General features: G+C 66.4%; 18 protein-coding genes. 12 read left to right on the plus strand and 6 right to left on the minus strand.

Annotated features, from left to right (window positions below; translation table 11 throughout):
* Window positions 1-63 precede the first annotated feature (63 nt).
* From SMAL_RS08630 to SMAL_RS08640, 3 genes are read right to left on the minus strand one after another with little or no spacing between them, the layout of a single operon-like run.
* Entirely contained in the window at window positions 64-522 is a 459-nt protein-coding gene (locus tag SMAL_RS08630; RefSeq protein ID WP_012510819.1) for an SRPBCC family protein, read from the minus strand.
* Between the two features lie 2 nt (window positions 523-524).
* Window positions 525-839: an ArsR/SmtB family transcription factor gene (locus SMAL_RS08635; protein WP_005416268.1), complete on the minus strand. Its 315-nt coding sequence runs from the start codon at window positions 837-839 to the stop codon at window positions 525-527.
* An 11-nt stretch (window positions 840-850) separates the two neighbouring features.
* Window positions 851-1306, minus strand: a complete 456-nt coding sequence (locus tag SMAL_RS08640; RefSeq protein WP_012510820.1) for an SRPBCC family protein — start codon at window positions 1304-1306, stop codon at window positions 851-853.
* A 163-nt stretch (window positions 1307-1469) separates the two neighbouring features.
* Here SMAL_RS08640 and SMAL_RS08645 point away from each other — a divergent pair, with 163 nt between their 5' ends.
* Complete coding sequence (locus SMAL_RS08645; protein ID WP_012510821.1) at window positions 1470-1994, plus strand: GNAT family N-acetyltransferase; 525 nt, start codon at window positions 1470-1472, stop codon at window positions 1992-1994.
* A 106-nt stretch (window positions 1995-2100) separates the two neighbouring features.
* Here the strand turns inward: SMAL_RS08645 and SMAL_RS08650 are convergent, their stop codons facing one another.
* Window positions 2101-2940, minus strand: a complete 840-nt coding sequence (locus SMAL_RS08650) for an oxidoreductase (protein ID WP_012510822.1) — start codon at window positions 2938-2940, stop codon at window positions 2101-2103.
* A 108-nt stretch (window positions 2941-3048) separates the two neighbouring features.
* Here SMAL_RS08650 and SMAL_RS08655 point away from each other — a divergent pair, with 108 nt between their 5' ends.
* The 3 genes from SMAL_RS08655 (at window position 3049) to SMAL_RS08665 (ending at window position 5305) form a co-directional block, all read left to right on the plus strand.
* A complete protein-coding gene (locus SMAL_RS08655) occupies window positions 3049-3993 on the plus strand; it encodes an AraC family transcriptional regulator (protein ID WP_041864640.1) in 945 nt (314 codons plus the stop codon).
* A gap of 134 nt (window positions 3994-4127) precedes the next feature.
* Window positions 4128-4715 carry a TetR/AcrR family transcriptional regulator gene (locus SMAL_RS08660; RefSeq protein ID WP_012510824.1) on the plus strand — a complete coding sequence of 196 codons (588 nt, stop codon included), beginning with the start codon at window positions 4128-4130 and terminating at the stop codon, window positions 4713-4715.
* Window positions 4716-4804: 89 nt separating this feature from the next.
* Window positions 4805-5305 (plus strand): hypothetical protein, encoded by a 501-nt coding sequence (locus tag SMAL_RS08665; RefSeq protein WP_012510825.1) that lies wholly within the window; start codon window positions 4805-4807, stop codon window positions 5303-5305.
* A gap of 18 nt (window positions 5306-5323) precedes the next feature.
* Here SMAL_RS08665 and SMAL_RS08670 read toward each other — a convergent pair whose 3' ends face one another.
* Together SMAL_RS08670 and ftrA are read right to left on the minus strand one after the other, a co-directional pair.
* Window positions 5324-6568: a hypothetical protein gene (locus tag SMAL_RS08670; RefSeq protein WP_012510826.1), complete on the minus strand. Its 1245-nt coding sequence runs from the start codon at window positions 6566-6568 to the stop codon at window positions 5324-5326.
* A 123-nt stretch (window positions 6569-6691) separates the two neighbouring features.
* A complete protein-coding gene (gene ftrA / locus SMAL_RS08675; protein WP_012510827.1) occupies window positions 6692-7693 on the minus strand; it encodes a transcriptional regulator FtrA in 1002 nt (333 codons plus the stop codon).
* 317 nt (window positions 7694-8010) lie between these two features.
* Between ftrA and SMAL_RS08680 the strand changes: the two genes are divergently transcribed.
* The 8 genes from SMAL_RS08680 (at window position 8011) to SMAL_RS21260 (ending at window position 17639) form a co-directional block, all read left to right on the plus strand.
* Window positions 8011-10587, plus strand: a complete 2577-nt coding sequence (locus tag SMAL_RS08680; protein WP_012510828.1) for a TonB-dependent receptor plug domain-containing protein — start codon at window positions 8011-8013, stop codon at window positions 10585-10587.
* 81 nt (window positions 10588-10668) lie between these two features.
* The gene (gene msuE, locus SMAL_RS08685; RefSeq protein WP_012510829.1) at window positions 10669-11250 is read left to right on the plus strand and encodes an FMN reductase; all 582 of its coding nucleotides are present in this window, start codon (window positions 10669-10671) and stop codon (window positions 11248-11250) included.
* 142 nt (window positions 11251-11392) lie between these two features.
* Window positions 11393-11770: a DUF3088 family protein gene (locus SMAL_RS08690; RefSeq protein WP_219626372.1), complete on the plus strand. Its 378-nt coding sequence runs from the start codon at window positions 11393-11395 to the stop codon at window positions 11768-11770.
* Window positions 11771-11784: 14 nt separating this feature from the next.
* Entirely contained in the window at window positions 11785-12762 is a 978-nt protein-coding gene (locus tag SMAL_RS08695) for an MsnO8 family LLM class oxidoreductase (protein ID WP_006362431.1), read from the plus strand.
* A gap of 18 nt (window positions 12763-12780) precedes the next feature.
* Entirely contained in the window at window positions 12781-14124 is a 1344-nt protein-coding gene (locus tag SMAL_RS08700) for an LLM class flavin-dependent oxidoreductase (protein ID WP_012510831.1), read from the plus strand.
* A gap of 4 nt (window positions 14125-14128) precedes the next feature.
* Window positions 14129-15349 (plus strand): M20 aminoacylase family protein, encoded by a 1221-nt coding sequence (locus tag SMAL_RS08705; RefSeq protein WP_012510832.1) that lies wholly within the window; start codon window positions 14129-14131, stop codon window positions 15347-15349.
* Window positions 15346-15897, plus strand: a complete 552-nt coding sequence (locus tag SMAL_RS08710) for a GNAT family N-acetyltransferase (RefSeq protein ID WP_012510833.1) — start codon at window positions 15346-15348, stop codon at window positions 15895-15897. Before SMAL_RS08705 ends, SMAL_RS08710 begins: the two co-directional genes overlap by 4 nt.
* Complete coding sequence (locus tag SMAL_RS21260) at window positions 15894-17639, plus strand: amino acid ABC transporter permease/ATP-binding protein (RefSeq protein ID WP_012510834.1); 1746 nt, start codon at window positions 15894-15896, stop codon at window positions 17637-17639. The genes SMAL_RS08710 and SMAL_RS21260 overlap by 4 nt, the downstream gene beginning before the upstream one ends.
* Window positions 17640-17650 lie beyond the last annotated feature (11 nt).

Below are 17650 nucleotides of genomic sequence, written 5' to 3' on the forward strand. Positions count from 1 at the left end.
ATTGGCCGCGTTGCCGACGCCGCAGCAGCCAAGGCGCCTGCGGCGTCGTCCCGGCGCAGCCGTTTACTGCGGCTTGGCAAACACATCCAATCCCTTGCCCGTCTCCAACAGCGACTTCAGGCTCGACAGCACGATCGGCCAGCCCTGGCGGATGCCGGTATCCATGCCGCTGCCCGGTTCCAGCTCGTCGTGGGTGACGGTCAGCCGCACCATGTCCTGGTAGGGCACGATATCGAAGGTGACGCGGCTGTAGGCATCCGGGTTCTCCGCTTGCGAGGCGGCGGCCCAGGTGATGACCAACCGCGAGGGTGGGGTGCTTTCCACCACCTCGCCCACCAGCTCGACCGAGCGCGTTTCGTTGGCGCGCACATGCTGCCAGCGCGAGCCGGGTTTCCAGTCCGAGAGGTTCTCGTGGCCCCAGTAGCGACTGGCGATTTCGGGCCGCGTGATGGCCTCGAACACCTTCTGCGGGGTGGACGCGATGTAGATCACGTGGATGAAGCGGGTGGACTCTGCGGACATCGTCATTCTCCTTCCAGTTCTCGTTTCAGGTCATGCAGCAGGCTCAGGCGCTGCTGCTCGAACTTGCGTACCCAGCGCTCGTAGACCTCGTGCAGCGGCACCGGGTTGATGAAGTGCAGCTTCTCGCGGCCGCGGCGCACGGTGCTGATCAGGTTGGCGTCTTCCAGCAGGCCCAGGTGCTGGGTGACCGATTGCCGGGCCATGTCCAGGTGCTCGCACAGTTGGCCGAGCGTCTGCCCGTTGTCTTCGCAGAGCAGGTCCAGCAGCGTCCTGCGCGTGGGGTCGGCCAGTGCCTTGAACACCTTGTCTGCATTCATGCGGGGCGTCTTCAGTTCCAGTTGTCGATCCTGACGTCGTGTGGGTTGGGCTGGCCATTGCCGGTTTCTACCAGCGCTTTGAGGCTGAGCAGGAACACCGCCCACTTGGTGCTGCAGTGGGAGGTGAACTCAACGCGCTCTTTCCAGCCTTCATGGGTGAACAGCACGATGCAGTAGTCACCTTCCTGTTTCAGCACAAAGCGCGCGTGGGTGCCGATCCATTCGGCTGGGCCGGCGAGGAACCGCCACAGCACGAGCTCGCCTGGAACAAGCTGCTCAAGTTTCATTTCCATGGCGCCGATTTCCTGGCCGTTGTTCGTGAAGCGCACGTTGACCGTGCCGCCGGCCACGCGGTCGCCATGGGTGTCTTCAGCCCACCAGGCGGCGACGCCTTCGGGGGTTGCCAGAGCTTGGTACACCTGGCTTGCAGGGGCCTTGATGCCGACCCTGTGTGCGATATCGACCATTGCAGGTTCCTCGCGTGGGCGGACAGGCGCCGTCCTTGGATGGACTATAGGCAGGCAAATGCCTGCATGTCAAATCCGGCTCACGGACTTCCAGCCCTGGTAGTGCGGGCCGCTGGCCGGCATCCTCGTCGCAATTGATTGAAGCGTTGAAAGGAATGCGCACATGACTGAAGCAGGAAAGGAAATCTTGAACATCCGCCGTGCGAACGTGGACGATGCCCCTGCGGTGCTGACGCTCTTCGACGAAGTCATCGAATGGTTCGTGTCGATCGGCAATGTGCAGCAATGGGGCAGTGAGCCGTGGTCCACGGTGCCGCGCCGGATCACCCAGGTGACCGATGCGTGCGCGCTGCCGGGCGCATGGGTTGCGCAGAACGAGCAGGGTAAGGTGCGCGCGTTCCTGGCGCTGGGCGAGTCGATGCCCTATGTGCCTGCGCCCACCGGCCCGGAACTGTATGTGCGGGTGCTGGTGGCATCGCCTGACGCCCGTGTGCGCGGCATCGGTCGCCGCCTGATGGCCTTTGCCGATGAGCAGGCGCGCGCTGCCGGGCTCGACCATCTGCGCGTGGACTGCTACGGCGGTGGCAACGGTGATCTGGTGCGCTTCTATGAATCCTGCGGCTATGCGCGCATCGCGCCGTTCAATGTGGATGGCTGGCCGGGGATGTTGCTGGGGCGACAGCTCTGACGCGGCAGCAGCATTCCCTCGCAGCCTGCGCGCAGGACACGGACCGCTTCGTTCGCCGGGCATGCCAGGCGCTACTCCAACCCTGCGCAGCGGTTACCGTTTGAACTCAGCCCACGCCGTCGGTTGAACGGCTGAGATGTTCCCATGCGTTGATGCTGTCGGCCATCGTTTCCAGCTTCGCCCGCACCAGCTGCAGTGCATCACTGCCCAGCAGCAGATGGCTGGGCGGCGCGTCGCTGTCGATGATTTGCAGCATGGCCTGCGCAGCCTTCACCGGATCACCGAGCTGGTGGCCACTCTTTGCCTCACGCGCGCTGCGGATGGGATCGAACAATGCGTCGTAGTCGTCAATGCTGCGCGGCGCCCGCGCCATCGAGCGGCCTGCCCAGTCGGTGCGGAATGAGCCCGGCGCGACGGCGGTGACATGGATGCCGAACGGGGCAACCTCCTTGCCAAGCACTTCGCTGATGCCCTCCAGCGCGAACTTGCTACCGCAGTACCAGGCGATGCCGGGCATTGTGATGAAGCCGCCCATGGACGTGATGTTGAGGATGTGGCCGCGGCGGCGCGCGCGCATGTGCGGCAGCACGGCCTTGATCAGCGCGGCCGGGCCGAACACGTTCACCTCGAACTGCTGCCGCAGCTCGGTCAGCGTGGATTCTTCGAGGATGCCTTCGTGACCGTAGCCAGCGTTGTTGACCAGCACGTCGATGCTGCCGATGTTGGTTTCGATATCGGCGACGAGTGCATTGATGGCGGCGGTATCGGTTACGTCCAGCAGGCGGCCAAACGCGCGGCCGGGCGCCAGCGTTTCGAACGCCTGGCGGGCGGGTTCGTTGCGCACGGTGCCGACCACGCGATGGCCGGCCAGCAGCGCCTGTTGGGCAAGGGCACGGCCAAAGCCGCTGCTGACGCCGGTGATGAGGAGAAGGCGGGAAGGGGGCATGGGGAGGCGCTCGTGGTGGACAGGGCTTGCACGTTAGTGATTGCACCGTTCCGGCCCCAGGCCTAGGATTCGCTCATTCTTGCCTATTCCTCTGGAGCGTCCGTGCCGGTGATCGATTCCCTGCAACGGCAGGTGCAGGCGCGCATGGTCGGCCTGCTGCAGACCTTGGCGGTGGAGGAGGGCTATACGCTCACGCCGCTGACGGGGGTGCGGCTGCTGCGCTCCGACCGGCCTTTGGCACGCACGCCGGTGCTGTATGACCCCGGCATCGTGATCGTCTGCCAAGGCGTGAAGCGCGGCTACCTGGGTGGGCAGGTCTACCAGTACGACGCGCAGCACTATCTGGCGGTGTCGGTGCCGGTGCCGTTCACGATGGAAACCGATGCCTCTGCAGAGGCGCCGCTGCTGGCGATCTACCTGCATCTGGATCTGCAGTTGGCCGCGGATCTGCTGATTGAACTGGGCGAACAGGCGGGCAAATCGGAGGCACCGGCACAGAGCATGATGTCCAGCCCGATGCAGGCGCCGATGCAGGCCACGGTGCTACGCCTGCTGGAGGCGCTGGCCGACCCGCTCGAAGCGGTCGTGCTGGGCCCGGCACTGGTGCGCGAACTTTACTTCCGCGTGTTGACCGGCGCGCAGGGCGGCGCAATGCGCGAGGCGCTGGCCATGCGCGGCCGCTTCGGCAGCATTGGCAGGGTGCTGCGTACGATCCACTCCTCGTATGCCAGTGCGCTGGACGTGGCGCAGCTGGCGGCCGAAGCGGGCATGAGTGTGGCGACCTTCCACGACCACTTCCGCGCGATTACCGGCACGTCGCCGATGCAGTACGTGAAGTCGACCCGCCTGCACCAGGCACGGCTGCTGATGCTGCGGCAGGGGATGACTGCCGAAGCGGCATCGCTGGCGGTGGGATATGCCAGCCCGTCCCAGTTCAACCGCGAGTTCAAGCGGTTGTTCGCGCTGCCGCCGGCAGCCGAGGTGGCGCGGATGCGGCTCAGTTTCGCGCTGCCACCGCCGCCAGCGGATGCGCTGTACGTGTCTTCGCATTGAGGAGCCCGCCATTGCACTCGCCGGGCATGGCCCGGCGCTACCTGAAACGGGTTTCCCCGGTAGCGCCGGGCCATGCCCGGCGAGCCCAGCGGAGGGGATTGACAGGGAGTCTACCTACTAGTAGGTTAATTGCCATGAAAGAGTCGCTCTCGCCCAAGGCCCAGGAAATCCTGGCCCACGCCCGCTCGCTGCTGGAAGCTGGTGGCTACAACGGTTTCAGCTATGCCGACGTGTCGGCACGGGTGAACATCAGCAAGGCCAGCATCCATCACCATTTCCCCAGCAAGGCGGACCTGGTGCGCACGGTGGTTGAGCTGTATCGGGCTGAGGCACGCGAGGGCCTGGCACTGCTGGACCGGCAGCTGGATGACCCGCTGCAGGAGCTCAACGCCTATGTGGACTATTGGTCCAGCTGCATCGCGGGTGGCACGTCGTCGTTCTGCATCTGCGCGATGCTGGCGGCAGAGGCGCCGATGATCCCTGCGGAGATTGCCGATGAAGTACGCGGTCACTTCGAGGATCTGAGCGGGTGGTTGACCGTGACGCTGGAGAAGGGCGCCGCGCAGGGCCAGTTGCGACTGCAGGGGTCGGCTGCGGACGAGGCCAAGGCGTTCATGTCATCGGTGCATGGCGCCATGCTGGCTGCGCGCGGCTTCGGTGATGCGGCCACGTTCGCGACGCTGGCCCGGCTGGCCATCGCGCGGGTGAGCGCGGCCGCCTGACGTTTGTGTGATGGGCCTGCGGTTACGCGGGCTTTTTTTGGTTTGCCTGCCTACCTACTAGTAGGTTTAATTCAACAACGGAGATAGCCATGGCCCATCCCCTTTCCCTTCTCGGAGCGATCCATACCGCCATCAGCCTGGTGCCGATCCTGGCCGGCCTGTACGGCTTCATCCGCCACCGGGCAATCGACCCCGGCACGCGCTCGGGCAAGGTTTATCTGATTGGCCTGGTGCTGTCGGTGGCGACCTCGTTCACCGTCTCCAGCACAGGCGGGCTCAATCCAGGCCATGCCTTCGGCGTGATCGTGCTGCTGGTGGCGTTCGGCGGTGTTCTGGCGGCACGCCTACGCTGGCTGGGACGCTCGGCGCGCTATCTGTCGACGTTCGCGTTGTCCTTCAGCTTCTTGCTGTCGCTGGTGCCGGGTGTGAACGAAACGCTGACGCGGTTGCCGGTGGGCCACCCTGTTGCCGCCGCACCGCTGGCGCCGGTGATACAGCAGACGCTGCTCGGATGTGCGGTGATGTTTGCGATCGGCTTTCTGGCGCAGTGCTGGATGATTCATGAGCGCAGCGTACGTGCGCGTGGCTGACAGCGCCGGCGCCGACCCTCAGTCAGCCAGCACGGTGTCGGCACCTTCACCGTAGGTGGCGCGGGCGCTGCCACATCGCGCGTGGGCCGCAGCACTGGCCGGCAAGCCGGTGGCTTTGATGCCGCGCCGCGAATCGCCGTCAAAGACCTCGGCGTAGCGTTCGGCGGCCAGCGCGTCATCGGGCAGCATGTACAGCAGGACGCGCTGCAACGTGGATTGTCCCTGCAGTGGCTGCGGCTGCCGGAACGCGGGCACCTGCACGCGCGCGCTGTGCCACCGCGTCGGCGCGTCTGCAGTCTGCCAGCGCACCTGCAGGGGCAGGTTGAGCGGCAACAGCGCGGGGCTGACCGGGTAGCCGTAGGCCGTGCAATCCCGGGGCGCTTCCGGGATGTTCGCGATGGCCCCGTCGCCGATGTCCAGTGTGAGGCCATTGACTTCCATCCGCAGGATGGGCGCACTGCCGTAGTTGTGGATCTTGAACAGCGTCAGGCCTTCGAAGCGGCTGCGCTCCAGATCATCGGTGGTGAAGCCACTGAGGCGTGCGAGCGCGGGCGCGACCTCTACGTGATCGCTGTAGTGGTAGTAGATATGCACGAGCTCGGGTGTACCCGCGCGTCGCCAGGCCGCATTGAACGGTGCAAGATCGGGATACGGCCGACGGACCAGCGGCACATCGGTGACGGCGCGATCTCCAGACGGTGTGGCGTAGCGGTAGTGGTCGACGGAGGGCTTCAGGCGCGCATCTTCATACGGGAAGGCCCTGTCTGCGTCGGACTGCGGGTTGGGGTAGCGGTGGAAGGCCAGGAAGCGCTGGGGCGTTTCGCCCTGCATGGGCAGGTCCGGGCCAGCGCCAGAACCGGTGGATGCATACGGCGAGGTGTCCAGCCAAAGGGGTTGCCCGTTGAGGTTGACGTGCAGCTCGGCGATGGATGCGCGTGAGCCGCCGGCCAGGCTGTCCACACTGCCTTGCAGGAAGTGCCACAGTGGAATGATGAGCATGGCGGCGGCGGTTGGCACGAACATCAGCACGTGTATGCGGCCCGGCACCTGCCCGTGCTGACGCACCATGTAGCGCAGCCAGGCCAGCAGAAGCACCAGCAGCAGCGGGACGCCGGCCCAGATCGCGATGGTGGCCAGCGCCACGACGCCCCAACCCAGGTTGGGGCTGGCCACGGCAATCAACGAGAGCGTGGCGATCAGTGCCGCCAACAGCAGCGATACGCCGATTCCAACGCGGTAGGTCCTGTAGGGGCTGTCGCTCATCACCGGTCCGTCGGCAGTGCGGGGCATGCCCCTATAGTGCAGTGGTGGTGATGGCGTGGAAAGTCGTCGACGAAGAGGGCGGGGGGCCTTGCCTGCCGGCCAGAGGCCGGCATTACCCGGGGCTCAGCAGCCGACCAGGCGGTCCGCACTGATGCCGTTGCGATGCTGGCTGCGGTACTCGGTAGGGCTGGCATCGACCTGACCACGGAAATGGCGGCGGAACGACTCCTGCGAACCAAAGCCGGCCTGCTCGGCAATCCACTGCAGTGGCCGGTCGGTGGTTTCCAGCAGCTCACGCGCGAAGGCCACGCGCTCGCGGATCAGCCAATCGATGGGCGACAGGCCGGTGGCTTCCAGGAATTGACGTTGCAGCGTGCGTTGGCTGAGTGCGGCCTGCTCGGCGAGGCTGCCAAGCGAATGAGGTTCGCGCAGGTTGCGGCGCATCCATTCCATCAGTTTTGCCAGGCGCGAGGGCTCACCATGGGGAATGGCGCGGCTGACGCGCTGGCTGCGCCCGGCATCACGCCACGGTGCCAACACCAGCCGTTCGGCCACCAGGTTGGCCACGCGCGCGCCGTAATCCTTGCGCACCATGTGCAGCATCATGTCCATGCCGGTGGCCGAGCCGGCCGAAGTGATGATGCTGCCGGTGTCCACATACAGCACATCCTCGCGCACGTCGATGCGCGGGAACTCGCGCGCGAGCGCTTCGGTGAGGCGCCAGTGGGTGGTGGCCTGGCGGCCGTCGAGCAGCCCGGCCCAGGCCAGCACGAAGGCACCGGAGCAGATCGAGGCGATGCGTGCGCCACGTGCGTGGGCACGGATGAGTGCATCGAGCAGGGCCTGCGGAGGACGTTCGCTGGGTTCGCGCCAACCGGGGATGACGATGACGTCGGCGTCATCAACGGTGCCGAGATCGTAGGGCAGCTGCACCTGGGTGTTGCCGAGCATGCGCAGTGCGCCGGGCTCGCCCGCGCACAGCTGGGTGCGGTACCAGGCCACGCCCAACTCGGGCCTTATCGGCGCGAACAGGCCCACCGCACAGCCGAACTCGAACAGCCCCTGGCCGTGGCAGGCAACGATGGCGACGAGCGGCGCGGTGGGATCGGCGGGTGGGCTGGGCATGGCTTGATGCTACGGGTAGCGGTGCGTGGCGCTGCGTGGTGGGCGGGCATGAGGTGATGCCGGGTGGGCATATGGAGGCCGGGGTCGGATCCCTTCCGCAGGAAGGGCTCTGACCCCGTGGAGGGATGAGTGCCTGGGGTCAGAGCCCTTTCCTTTGGAAAGGGATCCGACCCCGTGTGCGCAGGCCGCCTAACGTCATTACCAGCGGTCATGTGGGTGGCCGGATATGACGGTTGGGTGACGCGATCCCGCCTGTCGCCGTGGGTGAACAGGCCCTTGAATGGAAGCGTGTTTCCGGCCCACCCCCACGAGCCCCCATGCCTGCCGCCTACGCCCCAGCCTTTAACACTCTTGCCGTCCTGATCGCGGCCGTCCTTGCTGCATCGCCCAGCCATGCAGCGGAAGCCGATGCAGACCCTGCCACCACTGCAACCACCGCCAATGTGGCGGCCTCCACGCTGGATGCGGTGGTGGTCACCGGTTCACGTACCAGCACGCGCACGGTGAAGAACAGCTCCACACCGATCGATGTGATTTCCGCCGAAGACCTCGCCGCCACCGGCCAGGGCAATCTGCTCGAAGCCCTGCAGCGCAGCCTGCCGTCGCTGAGCCAGATCGGCGGCTACCAGAGCGATCAGGAGAGCCTGATCCGCGGCTATCAGCTGCGCAACCTGTCGCCGGGCTACACGCTGGTACTGGTCAACGGCAAGCGCCGCAATGCCAGCGCCTATGTGAGCGGTGCCAATGGGGGCGGCTTCCCCGGCCATGCGTGGGCGGACCTGGCGTTGATTCCGGTCTCGGCCATCGACCATGTGGAAGTGCTGCGTGATGGTGCCTCCGCCATCTACGGCTCGGACGCGATCACTGGCGTGGTCAACGTGATCCTGAAGTCGCAGGCGCACGGTGGCGATGTGTCGGTGGAGAGCGGGCAGAGCACCGATGGTGATGGTTCGCGAACCAGCGTGCGCGCCAACGTCGGCCTGCCGTGGGGCGAGGATGGCTTCATCAACCTGTCCGGCGAGACCACCCGCCAGCATCATGCGATCCGTACCCGTCGCTACATCGATGGCTACCTGAGTTACCCGGCAGTGGATGGCAGCGGCAATCTGGTGGCGCTGCGGCCGAACAATCGACTGCCTGCAGGTGCCGCACCGAATCCGGCCGAGGCCAGCCGCAATGCCGAGGCCAACACCATTCTCAGCTCGCCGTCGTATGCGCTGAAGGCCTTCGCGGTGAACGTGGGCCATGGCCTGGGCGAGAGCGCGCAGTTCTATGCCAACGCCACGGCCAGCGATCGCACCGCGCAGGCAATCCAGAACTTCCGCCTGCCGGCGACCATCTTCACTACCTACAAGGCACCCGGCGTGCTGAGCGTGTTTCCGGATGGCTTCCTGCCGGTGCTGGAAACCAAGGAAAAGCAGTACACCGGTACGGCCGGGGTAAAAGGCCAGATCGCTGGCTGGGACTACGACGCCAGCCTGACCGGCAACCGCAGCACCGTGCGCACCTATACGCGCAACTCGGTGAACTACTCGCTGCCGTATCCCGGTTCGCCCACCGACTTCTATGACGGCAAGCTGGATTACCAGCAAGGCATCGCCAACCTGGACCTGCGTCGCGGCTTCGAGGTGGCGGCATTCGCTTCGCCGCTGGAGGTCAGCGCCGGCGCCGAGTACCAGCATGAGCAGTATGAGCGCGGGGCAGGGCAGTGGGAGTCGTATACCGGCTTCGGTGCGGCGGCCTTCGTCGGCTATTCCACTGCGGACGCGGTGAAGGCGACCCGCAACAGCAAGGCGGTGTACGTGGGTGCGGCCACCAACATCACCTCACGCTGGTACCTGGATGCGGCCGCGCGCTGGGAAGACCATTCCGATTTCGGCAGTGTCTCCACCGGCCGCCTGACCACGCGCTTCGACTTCACCGACGCGCTGGGTGTGCGTGCTACGGTCAGCAACGGCTTCCATGCGCCCAGCCTGGGCGCGCAGTTCTACCAGGCCACCGGCAGTTGCCCGTGCGGGACCACGCTGGTGGCGCAAGTATCTTCGCCGGCGGCGATTGCGTTGGGTGCCACGCCGCTGAAGCCGGAGAAGGCCACCAACTACAGCCTGGGCGTGACCTGGGACCCGAGCCCGGCGTTCCATCTGGCGGTGGATGCCTATCAGATCGACATCCGCGGCCAGCTCGGCCAGTCCAGCCAGATCGGCTACAACGCGCAGGATCCGGCGCGCATCACCGACAACAGCGGGACGGTGCTGAGTGCGGCGCAGAAGAACACCATCGATGCGCTGCTGGGTTCGGCCGGCATCAGCATCCTGCCGGGCGATGCGTTCTATGCCAGCTATTTCACCAACGTGGGCAATACCCGCACACGCGGTGTGGAGCTGACCCTGGAAGCGAACCAGGAAACGGCGTGGGGCAAGCTGCGCTGGAGCTACGCGGCCAACGTCGGCCGCACCACCATCCAGAAGGTCAGCGACATTCCGGCGGCGCTGCAGGGGCTGCCGAACATCAACCTGCTGACCAAATCCAGCGAGTACGCGCTGCGCTTCCGCACGCCCAGCTATACGCAGGTGGCGGGACTGGGCTGGCAGAACGGGCGCTGGCGCTCGAACGTGGACTTCACCTACTACGGCCCCATCAAGCGCCTGAACAACGGCGTGGAGTACAAGCAGCCGCCGGTGCTGGTGACCAACCTGTCCGGTGGCGTGGAGCTGGGCGCGGGCTGGAGTGCGGCGCTGGGCATCAACAACGTGTTCGACAAGCGCACCCGCAAGGTGCCGGAGTACGCGCGCAGTGCCACCGATGTGGCGAGCATCGAAACCACCTGGGATAGCGGTGATGTGCTGGGCAATGTGGGTGCGTATTGGTTTGGCCGGGTCAGTTACCGGTTCTGATCTGGAGTAGTCGAGCATGGCTCGACTCTACAAAAGGCGAAGGGCAGTCGAGCATGGCTCGACTCTACATGGGAGCAGTTCATGTCTTCTGCATTGAAGTTGGTTGCATTGGTGGGGTCGCCGACCAGCTCGGCGACGTCGCGCACGTTGCTGCTGGCGCGGCATCTGCTGGACTCGCTGCAGCAGCGGGTGCACGCCAGCGTTGAACTGGTGGAGCTGGCGCCGATCGCGCGTTCGCTGGGCCAGTCGCTGTCGCGTGGCGAGGCGGAGCTGACGGTGGAACGGGCACTGCAGACCATCGAAGCGGCGGAGCTGCTGGTGGTGGCCGCGCCGGTGTATCGCGGCTCGTATCCCGGGTTGTTCAAGCACCTGGTCGACTTCATCGAGCTGGAAGCGCTGGTGGATACGCCGGTATTGCTGGCGGCAACCGGAGGCAGCGAGCGCCATGCGCTGGTGATCGACCACCAGTTGCGACCGTTGTTCAGTTTCCTGCAGGCGCACACGCTGCCGATCGGGGTGTATGCCACACCGGCCGACTTCGAGGGCGAGCACATCAGCAGTGCGGCCTTGCAGGCACGCATCGAACTGGCGACCGAGCGTGCAGCGGGGCATCTGGCCACGCAGGCACTGGCGGTAGCGGCGCCGCTGCGACGTATTGCCTGACGCCATAACCGGCGGCGCTTTGCTTATGGCTAGGCCGCATCTGCGTGGCCGGATCTGACCGCCGATTGTCGCCAGCCGTCGCTGCTGCGGCTGCTGGCATCTCTAGCATCGATATCGAAGCGGCATCGCATTGCCGGCCCCGATGAGGACGACCCCTGTGACTTTCGACGCAGCAAGCAAACCCATCCTGTTCCTGCTCGACCGTGAGTTCGAGGACGGCCAGATTCCCGGCCAGCGCTTTTTCTGCCGGCACAGCCTGTTGCTGGAGGGCGCGCTATCGAGCATCGATGGCCTGGACGCGCAGCTGGACGTGCGTCGCATCGGCTTCGCGCGGCCGCGCCGCGAGGTGATTGCCGAGATCGGCGAGCAGGACCAGTCGCTGCCGAAGCTGGTGCTGCCGCAGGGCGTGCGCAGCGAGCTTGCCAGTGGCGCGCACCAGGACCGCCAGTACATCTCCGGTGCCGAGCCGATCCTGGCCGCGCTGAACGGGTTGCTCGGCATTCCCGTGGCCCACCCCTGAGCGAGGACACGACCATGAGCTATCAGATCAGTGTGCTGGACAAGAGTCCGGTGGCCGAAGGTGCCTCGCCGGAGCAGGCGCTGCGCAACAGCCTGCAGCTGGCGCAGCGCGCCGAACAGCTGGGCTACCACCGCTACTGGTTTGCCGAGCACCACGCTGCACCGACGCTGGCCAGCCCCGCACCGGAAGTGCTGGCTGCGTGGGTGCTGGCGCAGACCCGGCGCATCCGCATCGGCAGTGGTGGGGTGATGCTGCGCCACTACGCGCCCTACAAAGTGGCGGAGAACTTCAACCTGCTGTCGGCGCTGGCGCCGGGGCGTGTCGATCTGGGCGTGGGCAAGGCCCCCGGTGGCCTGCCGGCCTCGACTGCCGCGCTGGCAGCCGGGCGTCCGGCGTTCGCCGACTTCGACCAGCAACTGCGTGACCTGGAAGGCTATCTGTCCGGGGCCGACACCGAGGCACAGGCTCGGCCGGTTCCGCAGCAGGCACCGGAGCGCTTCCTGCTCGGGGCCAGCCCGCAGAGCGCGCAGCAGGCGGCCGAGCTGGGCTGGCGCTTCGTCTACGCCGCGCACTTCGATGGTGACCCGAAGCATATCGAGGCCGCGTTCGATGCCTACCGCAACGTTTCAAAGCAGCCGCCGCTGCTGGCCACGGTGGCCTTCGCCGCACCAACTGCCGAAGCCGCAGCGCGTCATATCGGCGCGCTGCGCGTCTACAAGCTGCACCTCGGCCCCGGCCAGACGGTGAATCTGCCCAGTCCCGAGGCGGCTGCCGAGTACGCGCGGCAGGTGGGCGTGGCTGACTTCCGCATCGAGGAGACACGCCCGAGCGTGTTGTCCGGTGATGCGCAGCACGTGCGTGACGAACTGGATGCGCTGCACCGGCGCTTCGGCGTGGGCGAGTTCGTTCTCGATGCGCCGGTGGCCGACCTCGACGCGCGTCTTACATCCCTTGAACTGCTGTCGCCCGCGCCGCGCGCGGCGGTGGCCTGACCTGCAGGAGCGATTCCCATGAGCACGACCCCGCGCCACATTCCGTTCGGCATCATGCTGCAGGGTCCTGGCAGCCACATGCATGCCTGGAAGCATCCCTCCAATCCGGCCGATGCCAGCGTCAACCTGCAGTTCTACATCGACATCGCGCGTACCGCCGAGGACAACGGCATCGCCTTCGGCTTCGTGGCCGACGGCCTGTACATCAACGAGAAGTCGATTCCGCATTTCCTCAACCGCTTCGAGCCGATCTCGCTGCTATCGGCACTGGCCACGGCGACAAAGAAGATCGGCTTGGCCGGCACGCTGTCGACCTCCTACAGCGATCCGTTCACCGTGGCCCGCCAATTCGCCTCGCTGGATCTGCTTAGCGGCGGGCGTGCCGGTTGGAACGTAGTGACCTCGCCACTGGAGGGCTCGGGCCGCAACTACGGCCGCCCGCACCCGGAGCACGCGCTGCGTTACCAGATCGCCGACGAGTACCTGGACGTAGTGCAAGGGCTGTGGGATTCCTGGGATGACGATGCCTTCGTGCGTGAGCGCGACAGCGGCACGTTCTTCGCGCCGGAAAAGTTCCGCCGCCTCGACCACAAGGGCCGCTTCTTCCAGGTGGAAGGGCCGCTCAACATCCAGCGATCCCCACAAGGCCAGCCGGTGATCTTCCAGGCCGGGTCGTCCGACGATGGCATCGCGCTGGCCGGAAAGTACGCCGATGCGGTGTTCACCCATTCGCCATCGCTGGAGGAGACCCGCGCGTTCACCCAGAAGGTGAAGAACTCGGCGATCGCCCACGGCCGCAGCGGCAATGACGTGAAGATCTTCCCGGGTATCGGCCCCATCGTCGGCCGCACTGCCGAGGAGGCTGAAGCCAAGTACCAGGCCATCGCCGCACTGGCCACGCTGGAGGATGCGCTGGCGTACCTGGGGCGCTTCTTCGACCACCATGATTTCAGCCAGTACGATCCGGACGCGCCGTTCCCGGAGCTGGGTGACATCGGCAGCAATTCGTTCCGTTCCACCACCGACCGCATCAAGCAGGATGCACGTGAGAAGGGCCTGAGCCTGCGCCAGGTGGCACTGGAAGCGGTGAGCCCGCGACCGAATTTCATCGGCACGCCGGAGCATGTGGCCGACGAGTTGATCCGCTGGTTCGATGCCGGTGCCAGCGACGGTTTCATCCTCGGTTTCGCGGCACAGCGCGAAGGCCTGGACGATTTCGTGACCCAGGTGCTGCCGATCCTGCAGGCGCGCGGCTACCACCAGCGCGAGCTGGAAGGGCAGACCCTGCGCGAGCATCTGGGCCTGCCGTACAAGGCCAGCCGCCATGCGACCGATGCCGAGCCGGCGCGGAAGGCAGGGTAAGGCGATGAGCGGAGAAAACGCGGTAGCGCCGGGCCATGCCCGGCGGAATTCCCAAACGACGGGCGTATTGCCGGAGATCGCGGCGCGCGCCGAGGCCGCCATCGCGATTCGCCATGACCTGCACCGCCACCCGGAGCTGGCCTTCGGGGAACACCGCACCAGCGCTCGCGTGGCCGAGCTGCTGCAGCAGTGGGGCTATGAGGTGACCACCGGCCTCGGCGGTACCGGCGTGGTCGGTACGCTGCAGCGCGGGCAGGGGAGCCGTCGCCTTGGGCTGCGTGCCGACATCGATGCACTGCCGATCCATGAGGACTCCGGCCTGGCCTACGCCAGCCAGAACGAGGGGCTGATGCATGCCTGCGGCCACGACGGGCATACCGCAATCCTGCTGTCCGCCGCGCACTACCTGGCCCACCACGGCCGCATCGACGGCACCCTGCAGCTGGTGTTCCAGCCGGCCGAGGAAACCGGTTCGGGCGCTTCGAAGATGATCGCCGATGGCCTGTTCGAGCGCTTCCCGGTGGATGCGATCTATGGCCTGCACAACTGGCCGGGCGTGCCGGTGGGGCACTTCGGCTTTGTCGATGGCCCGGCAATGGCGTCGGTGGACTGGGCGCGGTTGAAGGTGATCGGCAAGGGCGGCCACGGCGCCGAGCCACAGGGAAGCGTCGACCCGATTCTGGTGGCAGCGCACATCGTCACCGCGCTGCAGAGCGTGGTGTCGCGTAATGTCGATCCGCGGCAGATGGGCGTGGTCACCGTCGGTTCGATTCATGGCGGGCAGGCCGCCAATGTGATTCCAGACGTGGTCGAGCTGAAGCTGACCGTGCGCGCCTATCTGCCGGAGGTGCGCGACACGCTGCGGCGTCGGGTCACCGAGATTGCCGAGCAGACCGCCGCCGCGTTCGGCGCGCGCGCCGAGATCGAGTTCCCGCGCGGCTTCCCCAGTGTGATCAACCACCCTCAGCAGACCGCCTACATCCGTGAGGTGGCCGTGCAGGGCTTCGGCAGCGAACACGTGGTGCCCGAATTCGCGCCGCGCACTGCCAGTGAGGATTTCGCCTTCCTGCTGCAGGCGCGGCCCGGCAGCTTCGTGTTCGTCGGCAACGGCGACAGCGCACCGCTGCACAGCCCGCGCTATGTATTCAACGACGCCGCCATCGCACCCGCCGCCAGCCTGTGGGCGCGGCTGGCCGAAGACTATCTGGTGAAGGACGTGGCATGAGCAGCAACGAACGCTTCCTCTACACCTCGGTGGACGATCCACTGGCCCGTCCACTGTTCGATGGACTGGAACAGGAGTACGACAGCCGCTACGCCGATGTGCGCCGACGCATCGGCGGCAGCGCCCGCGAGGAGCTGCAGCGCTACCCGGCGCAGGCCTTTGCTGCGCCGGTAGGGGCGTTCGTATTGCTGCTGCGCGACGGTGTGGCGATCTCCGGCGGTGCCTTCATGCCGCACCGGGATGCGGACACCGCCGAGTTCAAGCGCATCTGGACATTGCCAGGGCTGCGCCGCCAGGGCATCGCGCGGCGCGTGCTGCAGGAGCTGGAAGACCAGGCAGCGCGGCAAGGATACCGGCGGGTGTTCCTGACCACCGGCTTCCGCCAGCCTGAAGCCGTCGGCCTGTACCTCAGCCACGGCTACACCGCGCTGTTCGATCTGGAGGCCGATCCGGAATCCATCGCCCACTTGCCGTTCGAGAAGCTCCTGGGCGTATCGGCGCCAGCCGCCGTGCCATCACAGACCGTGCTGCACGGAGCCCACGCATGAGCACGCCTTCGACCGCGCTGGATGGAATTGCCACACGCCCGGCGCCAACCCCGGCGTTGAAGATCGTGCCGGCCCGGCATCCACTACAGGTGGTCGGAACCCTTCTGGCGTTGGCGCTGATCCTGATCGGGCTGCAATCAGTGTTGGGCAATCCGCGTTGGGGCTGGGGCACCTTTGCGGAGTGGTTCTTCGCACGCCCGGTGCTGGAAGGCCTGGGTCGCACGCTGCTGCTGACCGCGCTCGGCACCGGCCTCGGCTTCGCGCTGGGCACGCTGCTTGCGCTGGCCCGCGTCTCTGGTTCACCGCTGCTGTCGGCAGTGTCGTGGGGCTATGTGTGGCTGTTCCGCTCGATCCCGCTGCTGGTGCTGTTGCTGCTGCTGAACAACCTGGGCTATCTGTACAGCACCATCGAACTGGGGATTCCGTTCACCGGCATCAGCCTGTTCTCGTACCCGACCACACAGTTGATCGGTGTGTTCACTGCCGCGGTGCTGGGCCTGACCCTGAACCAGGCCGCGTTCTCGGCCGAGGTGATCCGTGGCGGCATTCTTTCGGTCGACCACGGCCAGTACGAGGCCGCGGCCGCGCTGGGCCTGCCACGTGGCCGCCAGGTGCGCCGCATCATCCTGCCGCAGGCGATGCGCTCGATCCTGCCGGCAGCGTTCAACGATGTGATCGGCCTGGCCAAGAGCACGTCGGTGGTCTACGTGCTGGCGCTGCCGGAGCTGTTTTACACGGTACAGGTGATCTACCGACGCAACCTGGAAGTGGTGCCGCTGCTGATGGTGGCCACGGTCTGGTACCTGGTGATCCTGACCGTGCTGTCGCTGCTGCAGCGGCGCGTGGAGCAGCGCTTTGCGCGCGGCCAACTGCAGCGCGAGCGTTCGGTATCGCGTGTCTCGTCACCGACGCGCGCCACAGGTGAGGCTGCACCGCGCGTGGTCAATCGCCCGCGCATCGCCGCGCAGGTTGAAGCGGGCGAGGGGGCATCGGTGTCGCTGCATGGCGTAGGCAAGGTGTTCGGCGACCAGCCGGTGCTGGAAGACGTGAACCTGGACCTGCGCGCTGGCAGCGTGACGGTGCTGATCGGCCCGTCCGGCGCTGGCAAGTCCACGTTGCTGCGGCTGATCAACCACCTGGAACGTGCCGTCAGCGGTTACGTGACCGTCGGCGGGCAGCTGATCGGCTACCGCCGCGATGGCGACACCCTGTACGAGCTGCCCGAACGCGAGATCCGCCGCCGTCGTGCGGAGGTGGGAATGGTGTTCCAGGGCTTCAACCTGTTCCCGCACCTGACCGCGCTGGAGAACATCATCGAAGCGCCAATCGCGGTGCGTGGCGTGTCACGCGCGCAGGCCGAGCAGCAGGCGCGCACGCTGCTGGAACGGGTTGGTCTGGCCGACAAGGCCGATGCCTTCCCGCGTCAGCTGTCCGGTGGCCAGCAGCAGCGCATTGCGATTGCCCGCGCACTGGCGCTGCAGCCGAAGGTGCTGCTGTTCGACGAACCGACTTCGGCACTGGATCCGGAACTGGTGGCCGAGGTGCTCAGCGTGATCGAGGAGCTGGCAAGCTCCGGCACCACGCTGGTGATTGTCACCCACGAACTGAGCTTCGCCCGCCGCGTGGCCGACCACGTGGTGATGATGGACCAGGGGCGGGTGATCGAGCAGGGCACGCCCGAAGCCCTGTTCGAGCGTCCGCGCCAGCAACGTACGGCCGATTTCCTCGCCAAAACACTGTAACCCCGAAAGGA

Origin of the sequence: Stenotrophomonas maltophilia R551-3 (genome assembly GCF_000020665.1) — a bacterium.
GTDB lineage: Bacteria > Pseudomonadota > Gammaproteobacteria > Xanthomonadales > Xanthomonadaceae > Stenotrophomonas > Stenotrophomonas maltophilia_L.

Excerpts from the sequence above, each read along its gene's own strand:
- SMAL_RS08690 (WP_219626372.1), top strand. The coding sequence starts at position 11,393 with ATGAGGACGACCCCTGTGACTTTCGACGCAGCAAGCAAACCCATCCTG.
- SMAL_RS08700 (WP_012510831.1), top strand. The coding sequence starts at position 12,781 with ATGAGCACGACCCCGCGCCACATTCCGTTCGGCATCATGCTGCAGGGT.
- SMAL_RS08660 (WP_012510824.1), top strand. The coding sequence starts at position 4,128 with ATGAAAGAGTCGCTCTCGCCCAAGGCCCAGGAAATCCTGGCCCACGCC.
- SMAL_RS08670 (WP_012510826.1), bottom strand. The coding sequence starts at position 6,568 with ATGAGCGACAGCCCCTACAGGACCTACCGCGTTGGAATCGGCGTATCG.
- SMAL_RS08705 (WP_012510832.1), top strand. The coding sequence starts at position 14,129 with ATGAGCGGAGAAAACGCGGTAGCGCCGGGCCATGCCCGGCGGAATTCC.
- SMAL_RS08630 (WP_012510819.1), bottom strand. The coding sequence starts at position 522 with ATGTCCGCAGAGTCCACCCGCTTCATCCACGTGATCTACATCGCGTCC.
- SMAL_RS08695 (WP_006362431.1), top strand. The coding sequence starts at position 11,785 with ATGAGCTATCAGATCAGTGTGCTGGACAAGAGTCCGGTGGCCGAAGGT.
- SMAL_RS08640 (WP_012510820.1), bottom strand. The coding sequence starts at position 1,306 with ATGGTCGATATCGCACACAGGGTCGGCATCAAGGCCCCTGCAAGCCAG.
- SMAL_RS21260 (WP_012510834.1), top strand. The coding sequence starts at position 15,894 with ATGAGCACGCCTTCGACCGCGCTGGATGGAATTGCCACACGCCCGGCG.
- SMAL_RS08645 (WP_012510821.1), top strand. The coding sequence starts at position 1,470 with ATGACTGAAGCAGGAAAGGAAATCTTGAACATCCGCCGTGCGAACGTG.
- SMAL_RS08710 (WP_012510833.1), top strand. The coding sequence starts at position 15,346 with ATGAGCAGCAACGAACGCTTCCTCTACACCTCGGTGGACGATCCACTG.
- SMAL_RS08680 (WP_012510828.1), top strand. The coding sequence starts at position 8,011 with ATGCCTGCCGCCTACGCCCCAGCCTTTAACACTCTTGCCGTCCTGATC.
- ftrA (WP_012510827.1), bottom strand. The coding sequence starts at position 7,693 with ATGCCCAGCCCACCCGCCGATCCCACCGCGCCGCTCGTCGCCATCGTT.
- msuE (WP_012510829.1), top strand. The coding sequence starts at position 10,669 with ATGTCTTCTGCATTGAAGTTGGTTGCATTGGTGGGGTCGCCGACCAGC.
- SMAL_RS08650 (WP_012510822.1), bottom strand. The coding sequence starts at position 2,940 with ATGCCCCCTTCCCGCCTTCTCCTCATCACCGGCGTCAGCAGCGGCTTT.
- SMAL_RS08635 (WP_005416268.1), bottom strand. The coding sequence starts at position 839 with ATGAATGCAGACAAGGTGTTCAAGGCACTGGCCGACCCCACGCGCAGG.
- SMAL_RS08665 (WP_012510825.1), top strand. The coding sequence starts at position 4,805 with ATGGCCCATCCCCTTTCCCTTCTCGGAGCGATCCATACCGCCATCAGC.